This is a genomic window from Rhodopseudomonas parapalustris (assembly GCF_053772255.1).
In genome coordinates, this window is the sequence record NZ_JAMKBZ010000017.1 from 1 (window position 1) to 22447 (window position 22447).

Genomic DNA, 22447 nt, shown 5'->3' on the forward strand with positions numbered 1-22447 from the left:
TCCAAATTGTTCACGGACGACGCAAGAGCGCGCACCTCAAGATGACGGCATCGTGCTGGTTTGGCAGGTCGTCGCGCTAATTGGTACAAAGTGGGCTCGGAGCTGCGCGCCTTTGCCCACCTTGCGTTGCTACACCAACTAAGCGTTCTTCAGCGCGACGCGGAATTCGGCTTCGGTCTTGGCCTTGACCTCGTCGAGGGTGACGCCGTCGGCGAGTTCGATCAGCGCCATGCCGTCGTTGCCGTGCTTGTCGATGGTGAACACCGCAAGGTCGGTGACGACCATGTCGACAACGCGCTCACCGGTCAGCGGCAGGTTGCACTCCTTGAGCAGCTTCGGGCCGTCCTTGGCGGAGTGCTCCATCACCACAACGACGCGCTTGACGCCGGCGACGAGATCCATCGCGCCGCCCATGCCCTTCACCATCTTGCCCGGAATCATCCAGTTGGCGAGGTCGCCGTTCTGCGCGACCTGCATGGCGCCGAGAATGGAGAGGTCGATGTGGCCGCCGCGAACCATCGCGAAAGAGTCGGCCGACGAGAAGTAACTGGTCGACGGCAGCTCGGTGACGGTCTGCTTGCCGGCGTTGATCAGGTCCGGATCTTCTTCACCCTCGTAGGGGAACGGGCCCATGCCGAGCATGCCGTTCTCGCTCTGCAGCACCACGTCGACGCCGTCGGGGATGTAGTTCGAAACCAGCGTCGGAATCCCGATGCCGAGGTTGACGTAGAAGCCGTCGCGCAATTCCTTGGCGGCGCGCGCCGCCATCTGTTCGCGGGTCCAAGCCATCAGGGTTCTCCTCAGCTCGCCGCCGTTTCGGCGCGCTTGCGGGTGGTACGCTGCTCGATGTGTTTCTTGGCGTTCGGCACATGGACGATGCGCTGCACGAAGATGCCCGGGGTGTGGATATGATCCGGGTCGATCTCGCCGGCCGGCACCAGATGCTCGACCTCGGCGATCGTGATCTTGGCCGCGGTGGCCATCATCGGATTGAAGTTGCGCGCGGTCTTTCGGTACACGAGGTTGCCGGCGGTATCGCCCTTCCAGGCGTGGACGATCGCGATATCGCCGAACAGGCCGCGCTCCATCACGTACTTCTCGCCGTCGAACTCGCGGACTTCCTTGCCCTCCGCCACCAGTGTGCCGACGCCGGTCTTGGTGAAGAACGCCGGAATGCCGGCGCCACCGGCCCGGATGCGCTCGGCTAGGGTGCCCTGCGGGGCGAACTCCAATTCCAGCTCGCCGGCCAGAAACTGCTGCGCGAACAGCTTGTTCTCGCCCACATAGGACGAGATCATTTTCTTGATCTGGCGGGTTTCGAGCAGCCGGCTGAGGCCGATGCCGTCGACGCCCGCGTTATTGGAGACGAAGGTGAGATCCTTGACGCCCGCATCGCGGATCGCGTCCGATAGGGTCTCGGGAATGCCGCAAAGGCCGAAGCCGCCGGACATGATCATCATGCCGTCCCGCAAGATGCCGTCGAGTGCCGCCTTGGCGTCGGGGTAGACCTTGTTCATGATGCAGGGACCTGTGAGGGGGCTTGGCTGCGATTAGGTCTATTAGGCAAAAACCCCGCAACCCGTCAATTGCGCCAGGGCCCGCAACGCCCGGAAAGCCTTGAAAGCGCCAAGAAAACCGATCAAGTTGCGCCCTCAGGTCCGGCCCCCTATGAGCCGCCTCTCGCGCACGACATTCACGCTCACGTTCCGGAAATTGGTTGGCGATGGCCCAAGGAATTAAGCGCCTCGGGATCTCGGTCGCAGTGCTGATCGCCGTCGCCGTGATGGCGGCGTTCGCACTGTCGCTGACGATCGATCGCGGTGCGCTGCGACAAGCGGTGGAACAGCAGCTCCGCGTCGCCACCGGCCTCCAGCTCGAGGTCGACGGGACCACCGACGTCACGATCTTCCCGCGCAGCACCGTGGTGTTCAGCGATGTACGGCTGAAAAGCGGCGAGGACGCCGGCAATGACGCTGCGCTCAGCGTCAAGACGCTCACCACCAACCTCCGGCTGCTACCGCTACTGCTGCGCCGGTTCGAGATCGCCGACGTGGTGCTCGGCCAGCCGACGATCGAGGTGGTGCGCGATGCCGACGGCCGCAGCAACTGGACGCCGTTCATCGACAGCCTGACGCGAACCATGAAGCCCGGCCTCGACGACCAGGTGTCGTTCTCCGAGATCCGGCTGCAGGACGGTGAGCTGAACTATCTCGACCAGGCCAGCGGCCAGCACGAGCACATCAGCGACATCGACCTGTCGCTGGCATGGCCTTCGATCTCCCGCACCTTTGCGGCTACCGGCCAGTTCGATTTCCGCGGCGAGCGCATCGACGGCTCGATCACGGTCGCAGACTTCATCGCCGCGCTGCGCGGCGATTCTTCCGGCATCAAGCTGCGGCTCGCCGGCGCACCGATGAAGATCGCGTTCGACGGCACCATCGCCAACAAAACCAGCCTGGTTCTGACCGGAACGGTCACCGCGGACAGCGTATCGCTGCGCAATGCGCTGCGCTGGGCCGGACAGGAGCCGCCAGGCACCGGCGGATTCGGCCGTTTCTCGCTGAAAGCGCGAGCCAATCTGATCGGTCCAACGGTGGCGCTCACCAACGTCAATGTCGAGCTCGACAAGAACGTCGCCGAAGGGGTGATGACCTATACGGTCGCCGGCGGCCATCAGGGGCTCCAGGCGACGCTGGCCGCCGGCAGTATCGACGTCACGCCGTATCTGTCGACGATCCGGCTGCTGGCCAGCGGCGCGCGCGACTGGAACCGGCAATTATTCGACCTGTCCTCGACCGACCCGGTCGACCTCGACATGCGGCTGTCGGCCGCCAAGGTGACGATCGGCTCCACCACGCTCGGCCGCACCGCGCTCAGCGCCAACTTGCGCGGCGGCGCGCTGGCGCTCAGCGTCGGTGAGGCGCAGGTGTACGGCGGCGTCGCGCAAGGCACGTTTGGCGTCTCGCGCTCCGAAAAGGCCGCCAGCGTGAAGGCCCAGTTCCAGTTCAACGATGTCGAGCTGCAGACCTGCGCCGCCGACCTGCTCGGGGTGCGCAATCTGTCGGGGCGCGGCAATCTCAGCGTATCGCTGGAAGCCGAGGGCGCCTCCCCGTTCGGGCTGGCCCAATCGCTCGACGGCTCGGCGCTTCTCACCGGACACGACGGCTCGATCAACGGTTTCAACGTGGAACAGCTCCTGAAGCGGCTCGAGCGCAGGCCGCTGTCCGGCGGCGGCAATTTCCGCAGCGGCAAGACGCCGTTCGACAAGCTCACCGTCTCGGTGCGGTTCGCCGACGGCATCGCTACCGCCGACGAGGTACGGATCGAAGGGCCGAACGCGCGGATCTCGCTGAGCGGCACCGCCTCGGTGCCAGCGCGGGAATACGATCTGAAGGGCGTCGCCAGCCTGGCGAACGGCCCCGCCGCCAAGCCCGGATTCGACCTGCCCTTCATCGTGCAGGGACCGTGGGACGACCCGCTGATCTTCCCCGATCCGGAGAGCCTGATTCGCCGCTCGCCGGCCTCCGCGCCGCTGCTCGATGCGGTGAAAGACCGCAAGACCCGCGACACCGTCCGCTCGGTGCTCGAACGCATCACCGGCAAGAAGCAGGACGCCGAACCGCCCGCCGACGCCCCTGCCGCCGCGCAGCCCGAGCCGAAGGCGAACTGATCAGTTCAGCGTGATCCGCGCGGCCGCCGGCTACGCACCGGCATGCCCCTCCCCGTCATTGCGAGCGCAGCGAAGCAATCTGTGCCCTCCGGCATCGAACGGCTGGATTGCTTCGTCGCTACGCTCCTCGCAATGACGAGAACTTGTGACCGCGTCACATCGGCGCGGCGTTGTCGGCCTGGGTCTTCGACAGCTTCGAGGCCAGCGACGCGACCACGATCAGCACCGTTACGGCGGCAATGATCAACGTGCAGATCGCGTTGATCTCAGGCTTCACCCCGAGCCGCACTTCCGAATAGATCCGGATCGGCAGCGTGGTCGAACCGGGACCGGTGGTGAAGCTGGCGATCACCAGGTCGTCGAGCGACAGCGCAAACGCCAGCATCCAGCCCGCCGCAATCGCCGGCCAGATCAGCGGCACGGTGGCGCGGAGGAACGCTTCCACCGGGGCGCAGCCGAGATCCATCGCAGCCTCTTCGATGCTGCGGTCGAGCGCGTGCAGCCGCGACTGCACCACCACCGCGACGAAACACATCGTCAGCGTGGTGTGAGCAATCACCACCGTCCAGAACCCGCGCTCCGCGTTGATCGCGACGAACAGCAGCAGCAGTGACAGGCCGGTGATGACTTCCGGCATCACCAGCGGCGCGTACAGCATTCCGGAGAACAGGGTGCGCCCCTTGAAGTGCCCAGCGCGGGACAGCGCCACCGCCGCCAGTGTACCGAGCACAGCCGCCGCGGTGGCCGACGTCAGCGCCACGCGCAGGCTCATCCAGGCGGCATCCAGCATCGGCTGATCCTGGAAGAACTCGCGATACCAGCGCAGCGACCAGCCGCCCCATACCGTGACCAGGCGGGAATCGTTGAACGAATAGATCACCAGGATCACGATCGGCAGATACAGGAACGCCAGCCCCAGCGTCAGCGAGACGAGGTTGAAACGGGAGAGCTTCATGGCATGCCCCCTCTGCTCCCCTCCCCCTTGCGGGGAGGGGTCGGGGGTGGGGGTCCACGACGGAAGTCTCGCTTCGTGACTACCCCCCACCCCGACCCTCCCCCGCAAGGGGGGAGGGAGAAGGCAACGCTCGCGGTGAGGTCTGTTTTCACCAACACCATCACGACCTCCCTTCGAGCTGGCGGCGCTGTGCCCGCTCGTAGATCAGCAGCGGCAGCAGCAGCACGCCGAGGAGCAGCACCGCGAGCGCGGATGCGACCGGCCAGTCGCGGTTGGTGAAGAACTCCAGCCACAGCGTCTGGCCGATCATCGGCGATCGCGATCCGGCCAGCAGGTCCGGGATCACGAACTCGCCGACGATGGGGATGAAGCACAACAGCACGCCGGCACCGATACCGGGCAGCGACAACGGGAACGTCACCAGCCAGAACGCCTGGCGCGGCGAGGCGCCGAGGTCTGCGGCGGCTTCCGACAGCGAATGCGGTAGCTTCGCCAGCGTCGCGTACAGCGGCAGCACCATGAACGGCAGGTAGGAGTAGACGATGCCGATGTACATCGCGGTGTCGGTCGACAGCCACACCACCGGCTTCGACACAATATGCAGCGCCAGCAGGAGCTGGTTGAGCAGGCCGTCGTGCTGCAGGATGTTGATCCAAGCATAGATGCGGATCAGGAACGAGGTCCAGAACGGCACGATCACCAACATCATCGCCAGCGGCTGCCAGCCGCGTGGCAGCCGCGCCATCGCGTAGGCGATCGGATAGCCGATCGCGAGCAGGATGCCGGTCGAGACCGCGGCAACCGTCAGGCTGCGCAGATAGGAGACCACGTAGAGGTGGTCACCGAGGATCAGCTTGAAATTGTCGACCGACAGCGCGTTGAACGCCGCCTGCAGCGCCGTCCAGCCGGCGGAGAGATCGAACACCGGCGTGTAGGGCGGCTGCGCGATCGCGGTCTGCGACAGGCTGATCTTCACCACGAAGCCGAACGGCACCAGGAAGAACAGCAGCATCCAGACGTAAGGCGCGACCGCAGCGAGCCGCGCCGACTTGGTGAAGATCCGACGGCCGCTCATCGGGTCAGCACCACGCAATCGTCGGGCGAGAACCACGCCACCACATGCTGGCCGGCGTGATAGGCGTCGACGTCGAGGCGCGTGGTGTTGGCCACCGCGGCGAGCAGCGTCGCGCCGTGATCGAGCCGGACCTTGTAGCTGGTCATGCCGCCGGCATAGCCGATATCGGTGATGGTGCCGTCGAGCCGGTTGATCGCGTCGGCATGGCCGGCGTCGGACGCGGGCCCACGCAGCGACAGCTTGATCTTCTCGGGCCGGATCGCCACGCAGATCGTGTCGTTCTCAACAGCCTCGCGCGGCTCTGTCGCGACCACCTCCCCGGCCCCGCCGGTCGCGACCGTAATGCGGCCATGCTCATGGCCCGCAACGCTGCCTTCCAGCATATTGACGTCTCCGACAAACTCCGCGACCCAGCGCGACGCCGGTACCTCGTAGAGCTGCCGCGGTGCCGCGACCTGGTCGAGCCGGCCGGCGCGCATCACGCCGATGCGGTCCGCGACTGTCATTGCCTCCTGCTGATCGTGGGTGACGATCACGAAGGTGGTGCCGAGCCGCTTCTGGAGCGCCATCAGTTCGAGCTGGGTGCTCTCGCGGAGCTTCTTGTCAAGCGCCGCCATCGGTTCGTCGAGCAGCAAGAGCTTCGGCCGCAGCGCCAGCGCGCGCGCCAACGCGACGCGCTGCTGCTGGCCGCCGGAGAGCTGATCCGGCTTGCGCTTGCCAAGCCCGTCGAGCCTGACCAGCGCCAGCATCTCGTCGACGCGCGCCTTGATCTCCTTGCGCGGCAACCGGGCGCGCTTCAGCCCAAACGCGATATTGGCCGCGACGGTGAGATGCGGAAACAACGCGTAGTTCTGGAACATCATGTTGACCGGGCGCTCGTGAGGCAGCACCGCGGCGATATCCACGCCGTTCAGCAGGATGCGCCCGGCATCCGGCGTCTCGAAGCCCGCCAGCATCCGCAGCAGCGTCGTCTTGCCGCAACCGCTGGGGCCCAGCAGCGCGAAGAACTCACCAGCCTTGATGTCCAGCGACAGCCGGTCGACGGCGACGAATCCGCCGAACCGCTTCTCCACGGCTTCGATACGCAACAGCGGCTCACCGGCAACCTCGGCCGGCGCGGAATATCCAGCGTGCTCCGTCATTTTTTTCAGCGTCTCTACAGCTCCAGGCCCGTTCGGTCAGAACCGCAAGCTGTAGCGGCCTATCGCACGCTACTCAACCGTCGCGAAAGCTGGCGCCTCCGCTCAGCCGTCGCTGTCGGACGTCGGGATCGCCTGCTGCGTGTCCGGCGTACTGAGACTCCACATCGCGTCGAACATCGAGGCCTGGAAAGCCGCGAATTCAGCGCTGTCGATGATCAGCCCGTAGCTCTCCCGCGCCGACGAGATCAGGCAGACTTTGTTGCCGTAGATGAAGCACGTCATCGATAGCGTGTGCGCGTGCGGCGCGTAGCGCAGCTCGCGGCACAGTTCCTGGCTGGACGGCCAGATCGGCGCGATGTCGCGCTCGACCGAGCGGATCACCCGCAGCCAAATGCCGCGGCGGGCGCGCTCCTGCAGATAGCGCTCCATTTCCTCCAGCCCAGGCTCGGCCATCAGTTCGCGCATCGACAGCGTGGCGCGCAGCACCTTGTCGCCGCCCGACAGGGTATCCCACAGCGTGGTGCGAATACCTTCCGGCCCGGGATGGAAGCGCACGTTCGGCTGGCCGCTCTCGTGATGATACATCGAGCGGAGCACCGGCATGACGTCTTCCAGCATCTGCCGGCGCGCCTCCAGCCGCTCCAGCAGAATCCCGGGATCCTGGGCGACGACGAAGCGCCGCCGACCGTGATCTACGAACCGGACCAGCCCCTCGGATTCCAGTTTTGCGAGCGCATCGTGCGCCGTGGTGCGCGGCAGACCGGCCTTGGCTGCAATCGCGGTCACCGACGCGCCGCCGAGGCCGACGGCGGTGAGATACAGCTTGTACAGCGTCCCGGTGATGCCGATCCGGGCCAGTTTTCCTTCGATATCCAACGTCGTCCCCCAGCGCCTAAGCGGCGCCGACCATGTCCGATCTCGGTCACAACGTCTATTGTCGGATTTCACCGACGAATTTCACAAAAAACAGACCGCAATGCACAATACGCCGGCAAGTGGCGTGAATTTGAGCGGATATTCCGCGAATTTGCTCGATCTATATACGACCGACCTCCGATTCTAGATTGACGGAAACGTCCGACATATTTCAAAATTGGGCAGTCACGCGAGGACAGAGCGCGACCAAAGGAGGATTGCAGATGGAAGCGGAAGCCGATGCGGGCCGCCTGCCGGTTGAAACCATGAGGCCGCGGTTCGCGATGATTCAGAACGCCTTTGCGGGCCGCCCGATGCGCGCCGCGGTCGGCCTGACCGCGTTCTTCGCGATCTGGCAGGCGGTCACCCAGCTCAATCTGGTCGATGGCTTCCTGCTGCCCTCGCCGGTCGCGATCGCCGAAGCGCTGTGGCAACTCGCGCTCGATGGCTCCTTATGGATTCACCTCGGCGCCAGCCTGCAGCGAGTCGCAGTCGGCTTTCTGTTCGCCTGCGTGGTCGGGCTGGCGCTCGGCCTGCTCTGCGGCTGGTGGCGCACGGTGTCGGACTATGTCCGGCCGGTCATCGAAGCCTTGCGGCCGATCCCGCCGCTGGCGTGGATCCCGATCACCATCCTGTGGTTCGGACTCGGCGACGCCGCATCCTACTTCCTGGTGTTCCTCGGCGCGGTGTTTCCGGTATTCATCGCCACCTACACGGCGATCCGCGGCCTCGACCGCAATCAGATGAACGCCGCGCTCTGTCTCGGCGCCAAGCCGTGGCAACTCTTCACCGACGTGCTGATCCCGGCATCGCTGCCGATCATTCTGCCGGGCCTGCGAATCGCGCTCGGCGTCGGCTGGATGTGCGTGGTCACGGCCGAGCTGATCGCCGCCCAGACCGGCCTCGGCTACCTGATCCAGCAATCGCGCATGCTGTTCCAGATCAACAACGTCGTCGCCGGCATGGTGACGATCGGACTGATCGGCTTCGCGATGTCCGCCATCCTTGAACGTATCGAGCGGCGCGTGAACGCGTGGGCTCCTTCCGAGCGTAGCTGAGGGCCCTCATCATGAACGCACAATTTGCAGCCGCTACTTTCGCCGCAGCCGAGATCGCCGTGCCGCAAGCCTCGACCGCTGAGGTTCAGATCGACATCCGCAACGTCGGCAAGGTCTACGACTCAAAGACTACCCATCAGGCCGTGATCGCGCTCGACGGCGTCTCGCTCCGCATCAAAAAAGGCGAGTTCATCTCGCTGCTCGGCCCGTCGGGATGCGGAAAGTCGACGCTGCTCAGCATCATCGCCGGCTTCCAGTCGGCTTCGAGCGGCCAGATCCTGCAGAACGGCAAGCCGATCTCCAAGCCCGACGCTTCGCGCACCGTGGTGTTTCAGGACTACGCGTTGTTCGGGTGGATGACGGTGCAACAGAACGTCGAGTTCGGGCTGAAGGCCAAGGGTCTGCCGAAGGCCGAGCGCGCCGAAATCGCGCGCTCGCTGATCCGAACCGTCCATCTCGCCGGCTTCGAAGACAAGTATCCGCACCAGATGTCCGGCGGCATGAAGCAGCGCGCCGCGATCGCCCGCGCGCTGGCGCCGGATCCCGACATCCTCTTGATGGACGAACCGTTCGGCGCGCTCGACGCCCAGACCCGCGTGCTGCTGCAGGAAGAAATCGCCCGCATCTCCACCGAGGCGGGCAAGACGGTGATCTTCGTCACTCACGGTATCGACGAAGCAGTGTTCCTCGCCGACCGCGTGGTCGTGATGAGCCCGCGTCCCGGCCGCGTCCGCGACGAAGTTCTGGTGCCGCTGCCGCGGCCGCGCACTGCCGAAATGCGTTCCGATCCATGGTTCGTCTCCACCGTCAAAGACCTGTGGGAGACGCTGAAGCCTGAATGGCAAAAAGGGGAATAGACAGTGACCATCACTCTATCGCGCCGCCGCTTCGGTCAGCTCGCCGCTGGCTTCGCCGCCACCATGCCTCTCGCCGCTCCGTCGATCCTGCGTGCGCAGGAAGGCGATGTGGTCAAGATGGGCTGGTTCAACACCACCACGGTGTCGGCCCAGATCGCCCATGTGCTGATGCGCACCGACATCGCCGCGCGCAACGGCTTGAAGATGGATATGATCCAGCTCGCCGCCTCGCCGGCGATCACCGAAGCGCTAGTCTCCGGCGCTGCCGACATCGGCACCCTGTCCGACTTCGCCGCGGTCACGACGATGGCGATCGGCGCCCCGGTGACCACCGTATCGTCGCAGGCGATCTTCCGCTCTGCGGTGCTCACCACCAAGAAGTCCGGCATCACCGATCTAGCCGGCCTCAAGGGTAAGCAGATTTACGGAACCTTCGGCATCACTGCATTCCAGAACGCCCAAGATGCCGTGCTGCAGGCCGGACTGACGCCCGGCAAGGACGTGACCTTCGTCAATGTCGGCCCCGCCGAACTGGCCGACGCGGTCGGCGCACAGCGGATCGACGCATTCTTCACCTACGATCCGTTCGTGTCGTTCTTCGAAAACGCCGGCTTCGCCCAGGTGGTGTCGCAGAACGTCACTCCGGTGATCGTTCTCGCCGCCAACAACCGCTTCTTCAAGGACCGCCCCGCGGTGCTGAAGCGGATGCTGAAGGCGAACTCCGAAGCACTGTTCTTCGCCAGCCAGAACCACGACCTGGTCAACGGCTGGTTCCGCACGCTGGAGCCGGCCAAGAATATCCCGGTCGAAGTCTTGGAGAAGGCGTCGAGCTACGATCCGGCCTGGAGCGCCAAATCGTTCACCGACATCAAGGCGACGCTGACCCCGGCGCAGATCGCCAAGATGGACACACTCGCGAAATGGGGCGTGGAGAACAAGCTGCTGCCGCGCGTACCCGACGTCACCAAATTCGTCGACACTACGATCGCCAGCGCGGTCGACAAGGAAATGGCTGCGCAGGGCTTCGACCCCAAAAGCGTGAAGATCACCCGCGCCTGACCGGACGCCTCGGTCGAACATCGTCATGCCCGGCCTAGTGCCGGGCATCCACGCCTTACAGCGCCCAACGCAGGAAAGACGTGGATGGCCGGGACCAGCCCGGCCATGACAGAGGCGCATCATTCCCCGTCGGCGTGACAGGATCACGATGAGCAAGACGCTGATATCATCCTCGGCTGACCTGCTGGAGCGACCAGCCGAACCGCAACGCGCCGATACGCCCCTCGCGCGCGCCGCCGGCTGCATCGACGCCGCATCGGAGATGCGGCATTTCGACTTCGCCAAAATGTCCGGTGCCGATCGCTACCGTTTGATGGCGTCAACCATCATGCCGCGCCCGATCGCCTGGGTCGTCACCTGCGCGCCCGACGGCTGTGTCAACGCCGCGCCCTACTCGTTCTTCAACATGTTCGGCTCCGACCGCCCGGTGGTCGCGCTCGGCATTCTGACGCGACCGGATGCGCCGAAGGATACGGCCACGAACATCCGCACCACCGGCGAATTCGTCGTCAACCTCGTGCCGTTCAGCCTAGTCGCGGCGATGAACGCGACCTGCGTCGAAGCTCCGCCGGAAATCGACGAACTCGATCTGGCGGGATTGGAAACACTGCCGAGCGTCGCGATCCGGCCGCCGCGCATCGCCGCCTCGCCGGTCGCGTTCGAATGCCGCCGCACGCATTGGCTCGACACCGGCCCCGGCCAGGTGATGGTGGTCGGCGAGGTGCTGCATGCACACTACGCCCATCACGTCCTGACCGGCGATCCGCAACGGCCCCGCGTCGATCCTACCGCGCTCGATCTCGTCGGACGGATGCATGGCGCCTCCGCCTACACCCGCACCCGTGATCTGTTCGATCTCGACCGTCCGCTCTGGCAGGACGCGAAGATCACTCCCACCACCACATCATAAGGACACATCAGATGGCCAAGTTGAAAGTCGCTGCAATTCAGGCGACGACCGTTCCGTTCGACGCCGCGGCCGCGACCGCGCGCACCGTGGCGCTGCTCGGCGAAGCCGCCGCCAAGGGCGTGCAGCTCGCGGTGTTTCCGGAAGCCTTCATCGGCGGCTATCCGAAGGGCCTCGATTTCGGCTGCGCGATTGGACGGCGCACGCCGGAAGGCCGAGAGGATTTCGCCCGCTATGTGCGTGGCTCGATCAGCATTCCGGGCCCAGAGGTCGAGCAGCTCGTCGCTGCTTGCGCGGAGCACGACATCCACGCCGTGGTCGGCGTGATCGAACGCGACGGCGGCACGCTGTATTGCACGGCGCTGTACCTGGCCCCTGGCCGCCTGCTCGGCATCCACCGCAAGCTGATGCCGACCGGATCTGAGCGGCTGGTGTGGGGCTTCGGCGACGCGTCGACACTCACCGTGGTCGACACTCCTTACGGCAGGCTCGGCGGTGCGATCTGCTGGGAGCACTACATGCCGCTGATGCGCGCCGCGTACTACGCTAAGGGCGTACAGCTCTGGGCCGCGCCGACCGCCGACGACCGCGAGAGCTGGATCGCCACCATGCGCCACATCGCACTCGAAGGCCGTTGCTTCGTGATCGGCGCCTGCCAGGTGATGCGGCGATCGGACTTCCCCGCCGACTATGCCAGCCGGATCGACGCTGGCCCGGACGAATGGATGATGCACGGTCGCTCGGTGATCGTCGGCCCGCTCGGCGAAATCCTCGCCGGCCCGCTGCTCGACGAGGAAGGCATCCTGACCGCGGACATCGACACCGACGATATTCTCGGCGCGACGCTCGACTTCGATGCGGTCGGGCACTATTCGCGACCGGACCTGTTCACGCTGCATGTCGACGAGCGACCGCAAACGCCGGTGGCCTTCGGCGGAAAATCGGGCGCGGGCGGCACCGGGGCCTGAGCGTCTGCGAAGCTGCGCGGCGTGTCACGCGACAGGCGATCAGCCTGCTTCGCGTGCACCCGACAAGGCGCCGGCTCGGTCGGGGTCCAGCCCGACCAGCCAGCGATACTGTTCGATCGGAGCCGGCCTTCCGATCAGATAGCCTTGCACTGCGTCGCACGACTCGTCGACCAGGAAGTCGAGCTGATCCTGGGTCTCGACGCCTTCGGCCACAAGCGTCACACCGAGGCCGTGGCCGAGTCCGATCACGGCGCGCACGATCGCCGCCGATTGCGGATTGCGGCCGAGATTCATGATGAAGGCACGGTCGATCTTGATCTTGTCGAACGGGAACGCCTGCAGATAAGTCAGTGACGAATAGCCGCTGCCAAAATCGTCCATCGAAACCCGGACGCCCAACGCCTTCAGCCGGCGCAGCAGCGACAGGCCGCGATCGAAGTCATCGATCAGCACGCCCTCGGTGATTTCCAGCTCCAGCCGCCCCGGATCGAGCCCGGTCTGCAACAAAACCTCGTGGACGAAGCCGACCAGATCGGTGTTCAGGAATTGGGCCGGGGACAGGTTGACGGCGACCTGCAGTGGCCGCGCCCAGGAAGCGGCCTGACGGCAGGCTTCGCGCAGGATCCATTCGCCGAGCTCGACAATCAGCCCGCTCTCTTCGGCGAGCGGAATGAACTCGCTCGGCGGAACGAAGCCGCGGGTCGGATGCCGCCAGCGCGCCAGTGCCTCGAAGCCGACGATGTCGTTGTTGCCGACGTGCTTGGTGCTCGAAGCCTGCGGCTGATAGTAGAGCGACATCTCGCCGTTTCGGATCGCGTTCGACAGATCCTGATGCAGCACCCGCCGGTCGCGGATCTGCATGTCCATCTCCGGTTCGAACACCGTGACCGACCCGCGCGCTTTTGCCTTGGCGCGAAACAGCGCCGCACCGGCATTGGCGAGCAGAGATGCCGCATCGGTGCCGTTGGCGGGAAACAGTGCGATGCCTGTGGTGACACAGATCCGCACCGTCTTCCCGTCGATGACGAAGCCGGACGCCAGCGCTTTGGCGACCATGCTGGCCAGGTCGCACGCAGCCGCCGGCTGCTGGCCGTCGATGATCAGACCGAATTCGTCGCCGGACAGCCGCGCTACCACACCGCCGCGCGCCGCCCATTCGATCCGGCGCGCCACTTCGATCAATAGTTTGTCGCCGATCGCGTGGCCGAATACGTCGTTGATCTCCTTCAGACCGTCGAGGTCGAGAGAGAGCACGGCGAACTCGTCAACCGCATCGTCGCACGCCTCGATCATCTGGGTCAGCGACTTCAGGAAGGCATCGCGGTTCGGCAGATCGGTGAGGCCGTCGTGATAGGCCATATGGGCCATCCGCGCCTCGGTCTGGCGGCGGTCCGTGACGTCGACATGGGTCTTGATCAGGTAGTGCGCCTGATCGGCCTCGTCGGTGACGGTCATCCGCCGGGTGACGAACAGGCGTAAGCCACCGGCGGTCGAGATCGGGTGCTCCTCGACCACCAGGCCGCCTTTGCGGATCGCGAGTTCGTCGCGTTCGGCAATCAGCCGCGCTTCCTTGGTGTTGAAGATCTCGGCGGAGGTCAGCCCGATAGCGTCCTCACGGCGACGGTTGAAGATGATCTCGGCGCCGCGGTTGGCGAGCACGTAGCGACCATCGGCGGTATTCTGCACCGTCAGGGAAACCGGAATGTTGTCGATCACCAGCTCGAGGAAGCGCTTGGTCTTCTCCAATTCTAGCGACAGCGCACGGCGGTTGGTGACGTCCTCGAACAGCGCGATGAGGAATTCGGGCTCGCCGCGTTCATTGCGGGCGACGACGCGGTTGCTGGCAAGAACCCGCTCGCTCGGCCCCATCTCGACGGTCAATTCGCAGGAGTGGGCGCCGCTGCTCGATTGCAGCGCGCGGCGATCCGCCTCGCGGATGCTCGCCGCCGATCGCGGCGGATACAAATCGTCTGCCGTCGCACCGACGATCCGCTCCCGGCTCATCCCCGACATGGTTTCGAACGCACGATTGGCGAGGATGTAGCGACCGTCGTCGATGCTCTTGGCGGCGACGCAGACCGGGATGTTGTCGATCACTGATTCCAGGAACTGCTTCGTGGTTGCCAGCTCCTTCGACACCCGCCGTAATTCGCTGCAGTCGTCGTGCGTCGCGATGGTGCCGCCGTTGGCGAGCTTCGAGAATTTGACCTGGATGCAACGGCCGTCCTGGAGCTCGTGGACGCAGCCCTGTGGCAGGCCGGCGCTGCGGTAGAATTCGTCGTCGGTCAGATCGAACATGCCGCGGGCACGGCGTAGTGCCAGCAACTCTTGCCCCGGCAGGCCGCGCGGCACCTCGGCGCGGGTCAGACCGTACATCTCGAGATAGCGGTCGTTGCAGAACACGACTCGGCCCGAGGCGTCGACAATCACCACGCCCTGCTGCAGCTTGTTGAGGACCGAATCGACCAGCATGTTCTTTCGACGCTGGGCGCGGCGCTGCTTGCGCAACATCGATGCCGCCCACAATGCGACCGCGCAAGTGAACGACGCCACCGTCAATCCGCCGATCAGCAACTCCCACATGAGGTCAGGTTCGACGCCGCCGATATAGCTGGCAGGCGCGAAGCTCTGCGATGCGATCGCTGCCGACAGAGGAAGACCGGTCGTCACTACAGCCAATGCTGCTCCGCTGCCCGCCTTCCCTATCCACGCCTTCATACAACACCCAGAAATTGCAGCCGAACTCTGGTGCACGACACCTTTGGAACATGTAAACAACGCAAGTTAGACGGATTGGTATCGCGTCAATTTTCGTCAATTGACCGGAGATGGTTAACCCGATCATAAACGCCGCTTGGCAAGTGACTCGCAACAAGAGCGCGTATCGATGGATGAAGTTGAGTGCGTCGTTGTCGGCGCGGGCGTGGTCGGTTTGGCGATCGCGCGGAAGCTGGCGCAGCAAGGCCGCGAAGTGGTCGTGGTCGAGCAGGCCGAGGCGATTGGAACCGGCACCTCGTCGCGCAACAGTGAAGTGATCCATGCCGGCATTTACTATCGCGCCGGCAGCCTGATGGCCCGGCTCTGCGTCGCAGGCCGGCGCGCGCTGTACGCCTACTGCGCTGACCACGGCATTCCGCATCGGCAATGCGGAAAGCTGATCGTCGCCACAACCGGCGCGGAAGCCGACAAACTGGAGTCGATCCGAGCTCACGCCGCCGCCAACGGCGTCGATGACCTGCGCGCGATCGACGGCACCGAAGCGCAGCGGATGGAGCCGGCGCTTGCCTGCGTGGCCGCACTGGTGTCGCCGTCCACCGGCATCGTCGATAGCCACGCTTACATGCTCGCGTTGCGCGGCGATGCGGAAGCGGCCGGCGCAGCATTCGCGTTTCACGCGCCGTTGCTGTCGGCACGCCGTGAAGGCGAAGTGCTGGCGCTCGAGATCGGCGGTGAGATGCCGATGACGCTCGGCTGCCGGCTGCTGATCAACGCCGCCGGGCTCGGCGCACCGGCGATCGCGCGCGCGATCGACACGATGCCGCCAGAGCTGGTGCCGACCGCGTATCTCGCCAAGGGCAATTACTTCACCTGCAGCGCGCGAGCGCCGTTCTCACACCTGATCTACCCGGTGCCTGAGCCCGGCGGACTCGGCGTCCATCTAACGCTGGATCTGGGTGGTCAGGCTAAGTTCGGCCCCGATGTCGAATGGATCGACGAAATCGACTACGTGGTCGATCCGGCACGGGCGGCGCGGTTCTATCCGGCGATCCGCAAGTACTGGCCGGGACTGCCCGATGGAGCGCTTTCGCCGGGCTACTCCGGCATCCGGCCGAAGATCGTGCCGCCGTCGGTCGCGGTGCAGGATTTCGTCCTCCAGACACCGCGCGAGCACGGAGTGTCGGGGCTGATCAATCTGTTCGGGATCGAGTCGCCGGGATTGACGGCATCGCTGGCAATTGCCGATCACGTCGCCGAACTCGCGGCGGTGTGACCGGCGCCAAACACCTTGAGATCGGGACTTCTCAAGTCACCTCTGGCACCGCCCGGAAGGCACTTCGGTGTCAGAGGTCGACGATGTCCCGAGGCTGACGTCATCGCGTCGTTGGCATCGTGGATGCGGATCGACGCGAGAGTCAGCTCTGCTTCAGTGCAGTGGAGATGTCAGTGGAGGCTGGGGGCGGTCTGCTTCAGTTTCGCGATTTGATCCCGGACCATGAGCTTACGGCGTTTCAGGTCGGCGATACGAGCATCGTCCGTGGAGGGATGGGCGAGAGCGTCGTGCAATTCGGTCTCCAGAACCTTGTGCTTGCGTTCCAGTTCGACGAGATGCGCTTGAATTGCCATACGAAACCTCCTCATTTGGTGAGACTGAGTTTCCATCCGGACGAGGAAGTCTACATCTCTGGCGCCGTCTGTCGATAGGTCTTGAAATATCCGCGTCATAATTTCGCGGTTGAGGAAACGAATCGTCGGCGGCACCACTTCATCCCCGCACAACACCGAGGTCGGTGCAGGCCTCCGGAAGCCCGCGCTCGCTGGGCTCGCGTTGGTGGATTATTCACCCGACAAAGGTCGTAACCAGCTTCACGCAAGGTCGCGCCGCTTGCTCGCAACGCTGCAAAAGCGATAATGACGCAGAACTGATCGATTATCCTCCGCAACCGGCCCGCCGTTCGCGAGTTGGTTCAAGCCGACACTGAACATGACCGACGAAGACGAGGGCGACCTCGGTGCCGAGCTGGCCAAGCTGCAACAAGAGCATCGCGATCTCGACGCCGCGATCGATGCGCTGCATCATTCGCCGGCGCCCGATCTGTTGCGGTTGCAACGGCTGAAGAAGCGGAAGCTGGCGCTGCGCGACCGCATCGCCTTCATCGAAGATCAGATCACGCCCGACATCATCGCCTGAGCGGCGCACCTGCTGCGGCGCGGCGTTCGGCTTTGCGCGCATACATCGCACGATCCGCACAAGCGAACGCTTCGGCAACGTCCATGTCCGGCGTCAGCATCGCGACGCCTGCTGAAATACCGACTTCGATCGTCTGATCCCCGTAGCGGATCGCGAGCGAGTCGACGGCGTCTTCCAACCCCAGAGCCTTGGCCAGGGCATCGCTCTCGCCGAGATTCCACAGCAGCAATGCGAACTCGTCGCCGCCGAGCCGCCCGATCAGATCGGAGGCGCGGACATGACGCAGCAGCGCTTCGGTCACCGCCTTGAGCACGACGTCGCCGGCGGCATGGCCGAGCGTGTCGTTGACCGGTTTCAACCGGTCGACATCGAGCATGATCAAAGCGCCGGTGGCGCCATAGCGCTTGATGTAGGCGAGCGCGCGGCCGAGCTCTCGCTCGAAGCCGCGCCGATTGGCAATGCCGAGCAGGAAGTCGGTTTCGGCGGAAGCGCGCAGCACGTCGATCTCCGCCAGCGCGGCGGCGAGCTGGGCCTTCAGCCGGCGGATCTTGAGCTGCGGATCGACCGGCAGCCGTCCCCCGGCAACCCGCGCCCGCGGCGTCGCCGGCGCCGGGCGCGGCCCGGCAGGCGGCAGTTTTCGCTTCTTGGCAGGAGGCTTCGGGATCCCGCGGCCGACGGATTGGCAGGATGACGCGGGGCGGATGGGCTTCTTTTTCATGAGAATCAGCCGGAGAACCGCCACAACACTTGCCGCTCTTCACCAAGAAAGGATAGTGCATTCCGGGCGCCTTGGCCGGACCGGCCGGCGTCCTTATAATTCCCACCTATGTTTCTGGATTCACGACAGAATCGCTCGAAAGAATCGTTTGAATGACAGTTCCCGTCGCGATCATCATGGGCAGTCAGTCGGACTGGGAAACGATGCGGCATGCCGCCGACACCCTGACCGCTCTCGGCATCGCCCATGACGCCCAGATCGTTTCCGCGCATCGTACCCCCGACCGCCTGTACGCTTTTGCCAAAGGCGCGAAAGCAGCCGGCTACCGCATCGTCATTGCCGGCGCCGGCGGTGCTGCGCATCTGCCGGGGATGACCGCGGCGCTAACGGAGCTGCCGGTGTTCGGTGTGCCGGTGGAATCCAAGACGATGTCTGGCCTGGATTCGCTGTACTCGATCGTGCAGATGCCGGCCGGCATCCCGGTCGGCACACTGGCGATCGGCAAGGCCGGCGCGATCAACGCCGCCCTCCTCGCCGCGAGCGTACTGGCGCTGACCGATTCCGATCTGGCGACCCGACTGGCGGCATGGCGCAAGGCTCAGACCGACGCGGTCGCGGCCCGGCCGGAGGGCACGGCGTGAGCGGCCCCCGTCGTGAGCCGCTGAAGCCCGGCGACACCATCGGCATCCTAGGCGGCGGCCAGCTCGGCCGGATGCTGGCGCTCGCCGCGGCCAGACTCGGCCTGAAGTGCCAGGTGTTCTCGCCGGACCCGGATTCGCCGGCCTTCGACGTGGTGCAGAACGCCACCTGCGCCGAATATGCCGACGTCGAGGCGCTGGAACTGTTCGCCTCCGAGGTCGACGTCATCACCTACGAGTTCGAGAACGTGCCGGCCTCCGCTGCGCTGGTGCTGGCGGCCCGCAAGCCGGTGCTGCCGGACCACAGCATTCTGGAGACCACCCAGGACCGGCTGGCGGAGAAGGACTTCGTCACCAAGCTCGGCATCGGCACCGCCGCCTACGCCGACATCACCTCGCCGCAAGCGCTGCGCGACGCAGTCGCCCGGCTCGGTCTGCCGGCGGTGCTGAAGACCCGGCGGTTCGGCTACGACGGCAAAGGCCAGGTGATGCTGCGTCCGGGCGACGATCCGGAAGCCGCCTGGGCCAGCCTGGAGACGCGCGTGGCGATCCTCGAGGCTTTCGTCCCATTCGAGCGGGAGATCTCGGTGATCGCCGCGCGCGGCGCCGACGGTCAGGTGGTGAGCTACGACGTCACCGAAAACGAGCACCGCGACCACATTCTGAAGGTCTCGAAGGCGCCGGCGTCGATCCCCGATGCGGTGGCCGACGAGGCTCGGCGGATCGCCAAGACGATCGCCGATGCGCTCGGCTATGTCGGCGTACTCGGGGTCGAGATGTTCGTGGTGCCGGGCGCCGATGGCCCGAAGGTGCTGGTCAACGAGATCGCCCCCCGGGTGCACAATTCCGGCCACTGGACCCTGGACGGCGCGTCGGTGTCGCAGTTCGAACAGCACATCCGGGCGATTGCCGGATGGCCGCTGGCCGAGCCGGTGCGCCACGGTGTGGTCTCCATGACCAACCTGATCGGCGACGACGTTCATGACTACGGCCGCTGGCTGACGGTTCCCGGCGCCACCGTGCACCTGTACGGCAAGCGCCACGCCCTCCCCGGTCGCAAGATGGGTCATGTCACCGTGGTCGAGCCCAGGAAGAGCTGACAGACCCGACCAACGGTGCATAACTTAATTTTAGTGTCTGGTGGACATTGGCGGTCCGATCTGTTACATGGGCGCCCTCTAGGTGGAGGGCCAGGCCGTCGTCGGCCCCGCCTATTCCGAAACATTCAGATCTGATTACCCTGAAGAGGATGCCGCGTGCAGGTTCTCGTTCGCGATAACAACGTCGATCAAGCCCTCAAGGCGCTGAAGAAGAAGATGCAGCGTGAGGGAATTTTCCGCGAGATGAAGCTGCGCGGACACTACGAGAAGCCGTCCGAGAAGAAGGCGCGCGAGAAGGCGGAAGCCGTACGCCGCGCCCGTAAGCTCGCCCGCAAGAAGCTGCAGCGCGAAGGCCTGCTGCCGAGCAAACCGAAGCCGGCTTTCGGCGCGGATCGCCGTCCGAGCGCTGCGGCGCGCTGATCGCGCCTCCGAGACGAGCAAACCAACTGAGTTTGAAAAACGCGGGCTCCGAGCCCGCGTTTTCCGTTGCGGTGCCGACTCGTCGAGCCGGCATCTCGCCGGCTGCGCCACGCTGAACATTGGCACGGGTCAAACCGGACCCGCAGATGCCGGCTTTGCTGCTAGCGCGGCAGCACCGAATGCAGCACCGATTTGGCGCTGAACAGCACATCCTCCGCGACCGAGGGCTTGCGGGCGGCATTACCGGCGCCGGACCCATCCGCGCGCGCCCCTGGAATGTCGGCCGGTGGCGTCGGTGGCTGCTGGTCACCGTCACTCGATCCGATCGAATCGGCAGGACGATTGCTTGCCGGCACCGACACCGTCGCCGCCGGAGGATTGGCATAGGGCGCGATCGAGATGGCGGCCGGCGCGACGTTCACGGCCGGCGGGAGCACCGGAGCCACAACGCGTGCGGTCTCCTGGAAGCGGGGCGGCTCCTGCGCGCGCAACGGCTCGGACAGTTTGGGCGGCTCAGGCGCACGGCTGGCGGTCTCGCGAGCCCGGGAGGAGGCCTCGGCCGGGGCCGAGGCGCGCAGCCGTTCGACAGCGGCCCGCAGCACCTCGTTGGGGTCGCGGGCAGCCTCGTTCCGCTCTTCCTGCGCCTTGACCGATTCCGGCGTCGTAGAGGCTGTGTTCGTCGTTGATTTGGTCGAGGACGAGGCCCTGTCATGCGGCTGATGCCGGCCGGCCGGACGCTCCGCAGGCTTCTCGGCCGCCGTCTTCTCGGTGGAGATCTTCTCGGCGCCGAGCTTGACCTTGAGCGGCTCACTCTTCGCTGGCTCGGTCTTGGCGGGCTCCGGAACCATCAAGGCTGCAACAGGTTCGGCCGGCTTGACGGCCGCCCTGGCCGAGTCGAATTGCTGCGCCGGGGGGGCCGGCGGCGGCGCGTCGGGTCTGGCGACGATGTACTGATTGACGACATAGGCGCCGATCACGGTCGCGACCACCGACGGCAGGATCTGCCCGAGCAGTTTTTCGGTGATGAATTTCAGCATGGCCGGCCTCTTCCCCGCAAAGGGTGATGCTGGAAGTTTGAGGCTGATTGAGGGATCAACTGCGACCGATCGGTGGCACCGGAACGAAGCGTTCTGAGCGCCACCCGACAGGTCACCGGCGAAGCTGGAGCTTGTGGCTTAACGAGAGGTTAAGCCTTCAATTCAATCTCGAGAAACACGATCTCGGCTGTGGATTCGTTGCGAACGTCGTGTTCGACCCCGGCCTTGCGGGCATACGACCGGCCGGCTTTGATCTGGGCCAGCGAGCGCGAGCCGTCCGGCGCCACGATGGTCATCTCGCCGTCAGCCATCGGCACCACGACATAGTCCATGCCGTGGGTGTGGTGCCCGGTCGCCGACCCCGGCGGCAGCCGCCACTCGGTCACACGCACTTCGGCGTTGTCGATCTGAACTTCGGATTTTGCCGCAACCGTCATGTCGTTCCTTCTCCGGGGCAAGAGCACTGCCAACCGAGAAACGGATACCACCAATCGTCCTGCCCGACATCCGGCGATGCGACGTCGGGGCCATGCGTACAATCAGCGCGGAGATGTTCCGGCGGTATCGCCAGATGGCTGGCGAACGGTATAGTCGGCGGGCACCCTCAGGGTGAAAGCACCAAGGAGCACACGGGAAACGCCATGTTTTCACACATCATGATCGGCACCAACAATCTCGAAGCGGCGAAGGACTTCTACGACAAGCTGCTCGGCACCCTCGGCATTCCCCCTGCGGTGGTCGATCGTCATCGTATTTTTTACCGGACCAAGACCGGGACCTTCGCGGTCAGCAAGCCGATCAACGGCGAGCCCGCAACCGCCGCCAATGGCGGCACCATCGGTTTCGTAGCGAAATCCCCGGAAGAGGCCGACGCCTGGCACGCCACCGGCGTCGCCAACGGCGCGACGAGCTGCGAGGACCCGCCCGGCATCCGCGCGATGGGCGAGATGAAGCTGTACCTCGCTTACCTGCGCGATCCCGACGGCAACAAGCTCTGCGTGATGCACCGGATGTGAGGC

The 22447-nt window shown here is 65.2% G+C and carries 23 protein-coding genes; 12 read left to right on the forward strand and 11 right to left on the reverse strand.

The window, feature by feature from the left end:
* Positions 1–138: 138 nt before the first annotated feature.
* Together M9H71_RS15515 and M9H71_RS15520 are read right to left on the reverse strand one after the other, a co-directional pair.
* The gene (locus M9H71_RS15515) at positions 139–789 is read right to left on the reverse strand and encodes a CoA transferase subunit B (RefSeq protein WP_455405865.1); all 651 of its coding nucleotides are present in this window, start codon (positions 787–789) and stop codon (positions 139–141) included.
* Positions 790–800: 11 nt separating this feature from the next.
* Positions 801–1517, reverse strand: a complete 717-nt coding sequence (locus M9H71_RS15520; protein ID WP_455405866.1) for a CoA transferase subunit A — start codon at positions 1515–1517, stop codon at positions 801–803.
* Between the two features lie 206 nt (positions 1518–1723).
* On the opposite strand from M9H71_RS15520, the gene M9H71_RS15525 reads away from it, so the two are divergent.
* Complete coding sequence (locus M9H71_RS15525; RefSeq protein ID WP_455405867.1) at positions 1724–3670, forward strand: AsmA family protein; 1947 nt, start codon at positions 1724–1726, stop codon at positions 3668–3670.
* A 154-nt stretch (positions 3671–3824) separates the two neighbouring features.
* Here M9H71_RS15525 and M9H71_RS15530 read toward each other — a convergent pair whose 3' ends face one another.
* The 4 genes from M9H71_RS15530 to M9H71_RS15545 all read right to left on the reverse strand — a co-directional run bounded on the left by M9H71_RS15530 (position 3825) and on the right by M9H71_RS15545 (position 7718).
* Complete coding sequence (locus M9H71_RS15530; RefSeq protein ID WP_455405868.1) at positions 3825–4625, reverse strand: ABC transporter permease; 801 nt, start codon at positions 4623–4625, stop codon at positions 3825–3827.
* 160 nt (positions 4626–4785) lie between these two features.
* Entirely contained in the window at positions 4786–5700 is a 915-nt protein-coding gene (locus M9H71_RS15535) for an ABC transporter permease (protein ID WP_455405869.1), read from the reverse strand.
* Positions 5697–6842, reverse strand: coding sequence for an ABC transporter ATP-binding protein (locus tag M9H71_RS15540; protein ID WP_455405870.1), 1146 nt, complete (start codon positions 6840–6842; stop codon positions 5697–5699). Before M9H71_RS15540 ends, M9H71_RS15535 begins: the two co-directional genes overlap by 4 nt.
* A 102-nt stretch (positions 6843–6944) precedes the next feature.
* The gene (locus tag M9H71_RS15545) at positions 6945–7718 is read right to left on the reverse strand and encodes a TrmB family transcriptional regulator (protein WP_455405871.1); all 774 of its coding nucleotides are present in this window, start codon (positions 7716–7718) and stop codon (positions 6945–6947) included.
* A 263-nt stretch (positions 7719–7981) separates the two neighbouring features.
* Here M9H71_RS15545 and M9H71_RS15550 point away from each other — a divergent pair, with 263 nt between their 5' ends.
* From M9H71_RS15550 to M9H71_RS15570, 5 genes are all read left to right on the forward strand, one after another.
* Complete coding sequence (locus M9H71_RS15550; RefSeq protein ID WP_455405872.1) at positions 7982–8815, forward strand: ABC transporter permease; 834 nt, start codon at positions 7982–7984, stop codon at positions 8813–8815.
* A gap of 11 nt (positions 8816–8826) precedes the next feature.
* Positions 8827–9672 carry an ABC transporter ATP-binding protein gene (locus M9H71_RS15555; protein ID WP_455405873.1) on the forward strand — a complete coding sequence of 282 codons (846 nt, stop codon included), beginning with the start codon at positions 8827–8829 and terminating at the stop codon, positions 9670–9672.
* Between the two features lie 3 nt (positions 9673–9675).
* Positions 9676–10731, forward strand: coding sequence for an ABC transporter substrate-binding protein (locus tag M9H71_RS15560; RefSeq protein WP_455405874.1), 1056 nt, complete (start codon positions 9676–9678; stop codon positions 10729–10731).
* Positions 10732–10879: 148 nt separating this feature from the next.
* Positions 10880–11641, forward strand: coding sequence for a flavin reductase family protein (locus M9H71_RS15565; protein WP_455405875.1), 762 nt, complete (start codon positions 10880–10882; stop codon positions 11639–11641).
* A gap of 11 nt (positions 11642–11652) precedes the next feature.
* On the forward strand, positions 11653–12606 hold the full coding sequence (locus M9H71_RS15570) for a carbon-nitrogen hydrolase family protein (RefSeq protein ID WP_455405876.1): 954 nt from the start codon (positions 11653–11655) through the stop codon (positions 12604–12606).
* Positions 12607–12645: 39 nt separating this feature from the next.
* Here M9H71_RS15570 and M9H71_RS15575 read toward each other — a convergent pair whose 3' ends face one another.
* Positions 12646–15324, reverse strand: coding sequence for a sensor domain-containing protein (locus M9H71_RS15575; RefSeq protein ID WP_455405877.1), 2679 nt, complete (start codon positions 15322–15324; stop codon positions 12646–12648).
* Between the two features lie 169 nt (positions 15325–15493).
* Here M9H71_RS15575 and M9H71_RS15580 point away from each other — a divergent pair, with 169 nt between their 5' ends.
* Positions 15494–16597 carry an NAD(P)/FAD-dependent oxidoreductase gene (locus tag M9H71_RS15580; RefSeq protein ID WP_455405878.1) on the forward strand — a complete coding sequence of 368 codons (1104 nt, stop codon included), beginning with the start codon at positions 15494–15496 and terminating at the stop codon, positions 16595–16597.
* A 170-nt stretch (positions 16598–16767) separates the two neighbouring features.
* Here the strand turns inward: M9H71_RS15580 and M9H71_RS15585 are convergent, their stop codons facing one another.
* Positions 16768–16950, reverse strand: coding sequence for a YdcH family protein (locus M9H71_RS15585; protein ID WP_164606885.1), 183 nt, complete (start codon positions 16948–16950; stop codon positions 16768–16770).
* Positions 16951–17308: 358 nt separating this feature from the next.
* On the opposite strand from M9H71_RS15585, the gene M9H71_RS15590 reads away from it, so the two are divergent.
* On the forward strand, positions 17309–17515 hold the full coding sequence (locus tag M9H71_RS15590; protein ID WP_012497433.1) for a YdcH family protein: 207 nt from the start codon (positions 17309–17311) through the stop codon (positions 17513–17515).
* On the opposite strand, the gene M9H71_RS15595 is transcribed toward M9H71_RS15590, so the two are convergent.
* On the reverse strand, positions 17505–18233 hold the full coding sequence (locus M9H71_RS15595) for a GGDEF domain-containing protein (RefSeq protein WP_455405879.1): 729 nt from the start codon (positions 18231–18233) through the stop codon (positions 17505–17507). The two genes, M9H71_RS15590 and M9H71_RS15595, sit on opposite strands and share 11 nt — an antisense overlap.
* A 152-nt stretch (positions 18234–18385) precedes the next feature.
* Between M9H71_RS15595 and purE the strand changes: the two genes are divergently transcribed.
* The 3 genes from purE (at position 18386) to rpsU (ending at position 20391) form a co-directional block, all read left to right on the forward strand.
* Positions 18386–18874 (forward strand): 5-(carboxyamino)imidazole ribonucleotide mutase, encoded by a 489-nt coding sequence (purE, locus tag M9H71_RS15600; protein WP_455405880.1) that lies wholly within the window; start codon positions 18386–18388, stop codon positions 18872–18874.
* Positions 18871–19971 carry a 5-(carboxyamino)imidazole ribonucleotide synthase gene (locus M9H71_RS15605; RefSeq protein ID WP_455405881.1) on the forward strand — a complete coding sequence of 367 codons (1101 nt, stop codon included), beginning with the start codon at positions 18871–18873 and terminating at the stop codon, positions 19969–19971. The genes purE and M9H71_RS15605 overlap by 4 nt, the downstream gene beginning before the upstream one ends.
* Before the next feature lie 156 nt (positions 19972–20127).
* A complete protein-coding gene (gene rpsU, locus M9H71_RS15610) occupies positions 20128–20391 on the forward strand; it encodes a 30S ribosomal protein S21 (RefSeq protein ID WP_011159711.1) in 264 nt (87 codons plus the stop codon).
* Positions 20392–20552: 161 nt separating this feature from the next.
* Here rpsU and M9H71_RS15615 read toward each other — a convergent pair whose 3' ends face one another.
* Positions 20553–21428 (reverse strand): hypothetical protein, encoded by an 876-nt coding sequence (locus tag M9H71_RS15615; RefSeq protein WP_455405882.1) that lies wholly within the window; start codon positions 21426–21428, stop codon positions 20553–20555.
* 149 nt (positions 21429–21577) lie between these two features.
* Positions 21578–21865: a cupin domain-containing protein gene (locus tag M9H71_RS15620; protein WP_455405883.1), complete on the reverse strand. Its 288-nt coding sequence runs from the start codon at positions 21863–21865 to the stop codon at positions 21578–21580.
* 204 nt (positions 21866–22069) lie between these two features.
* Here M9H71_RS15620 and M9H71_RS15625 point away from each other — a divergent pair, with 204 nt between their 5' ends.
* A complete protein-coding gene (locus M9H71_RS15625) occupies positions 22070–22444 on the forward strand; it encodes a VOC family protein (protein ID WP_415216275.1) in 375 nt (124 codons plus the stop codon).
* Positions 22445–22447 lie beyond the last annotated feature (3 nt).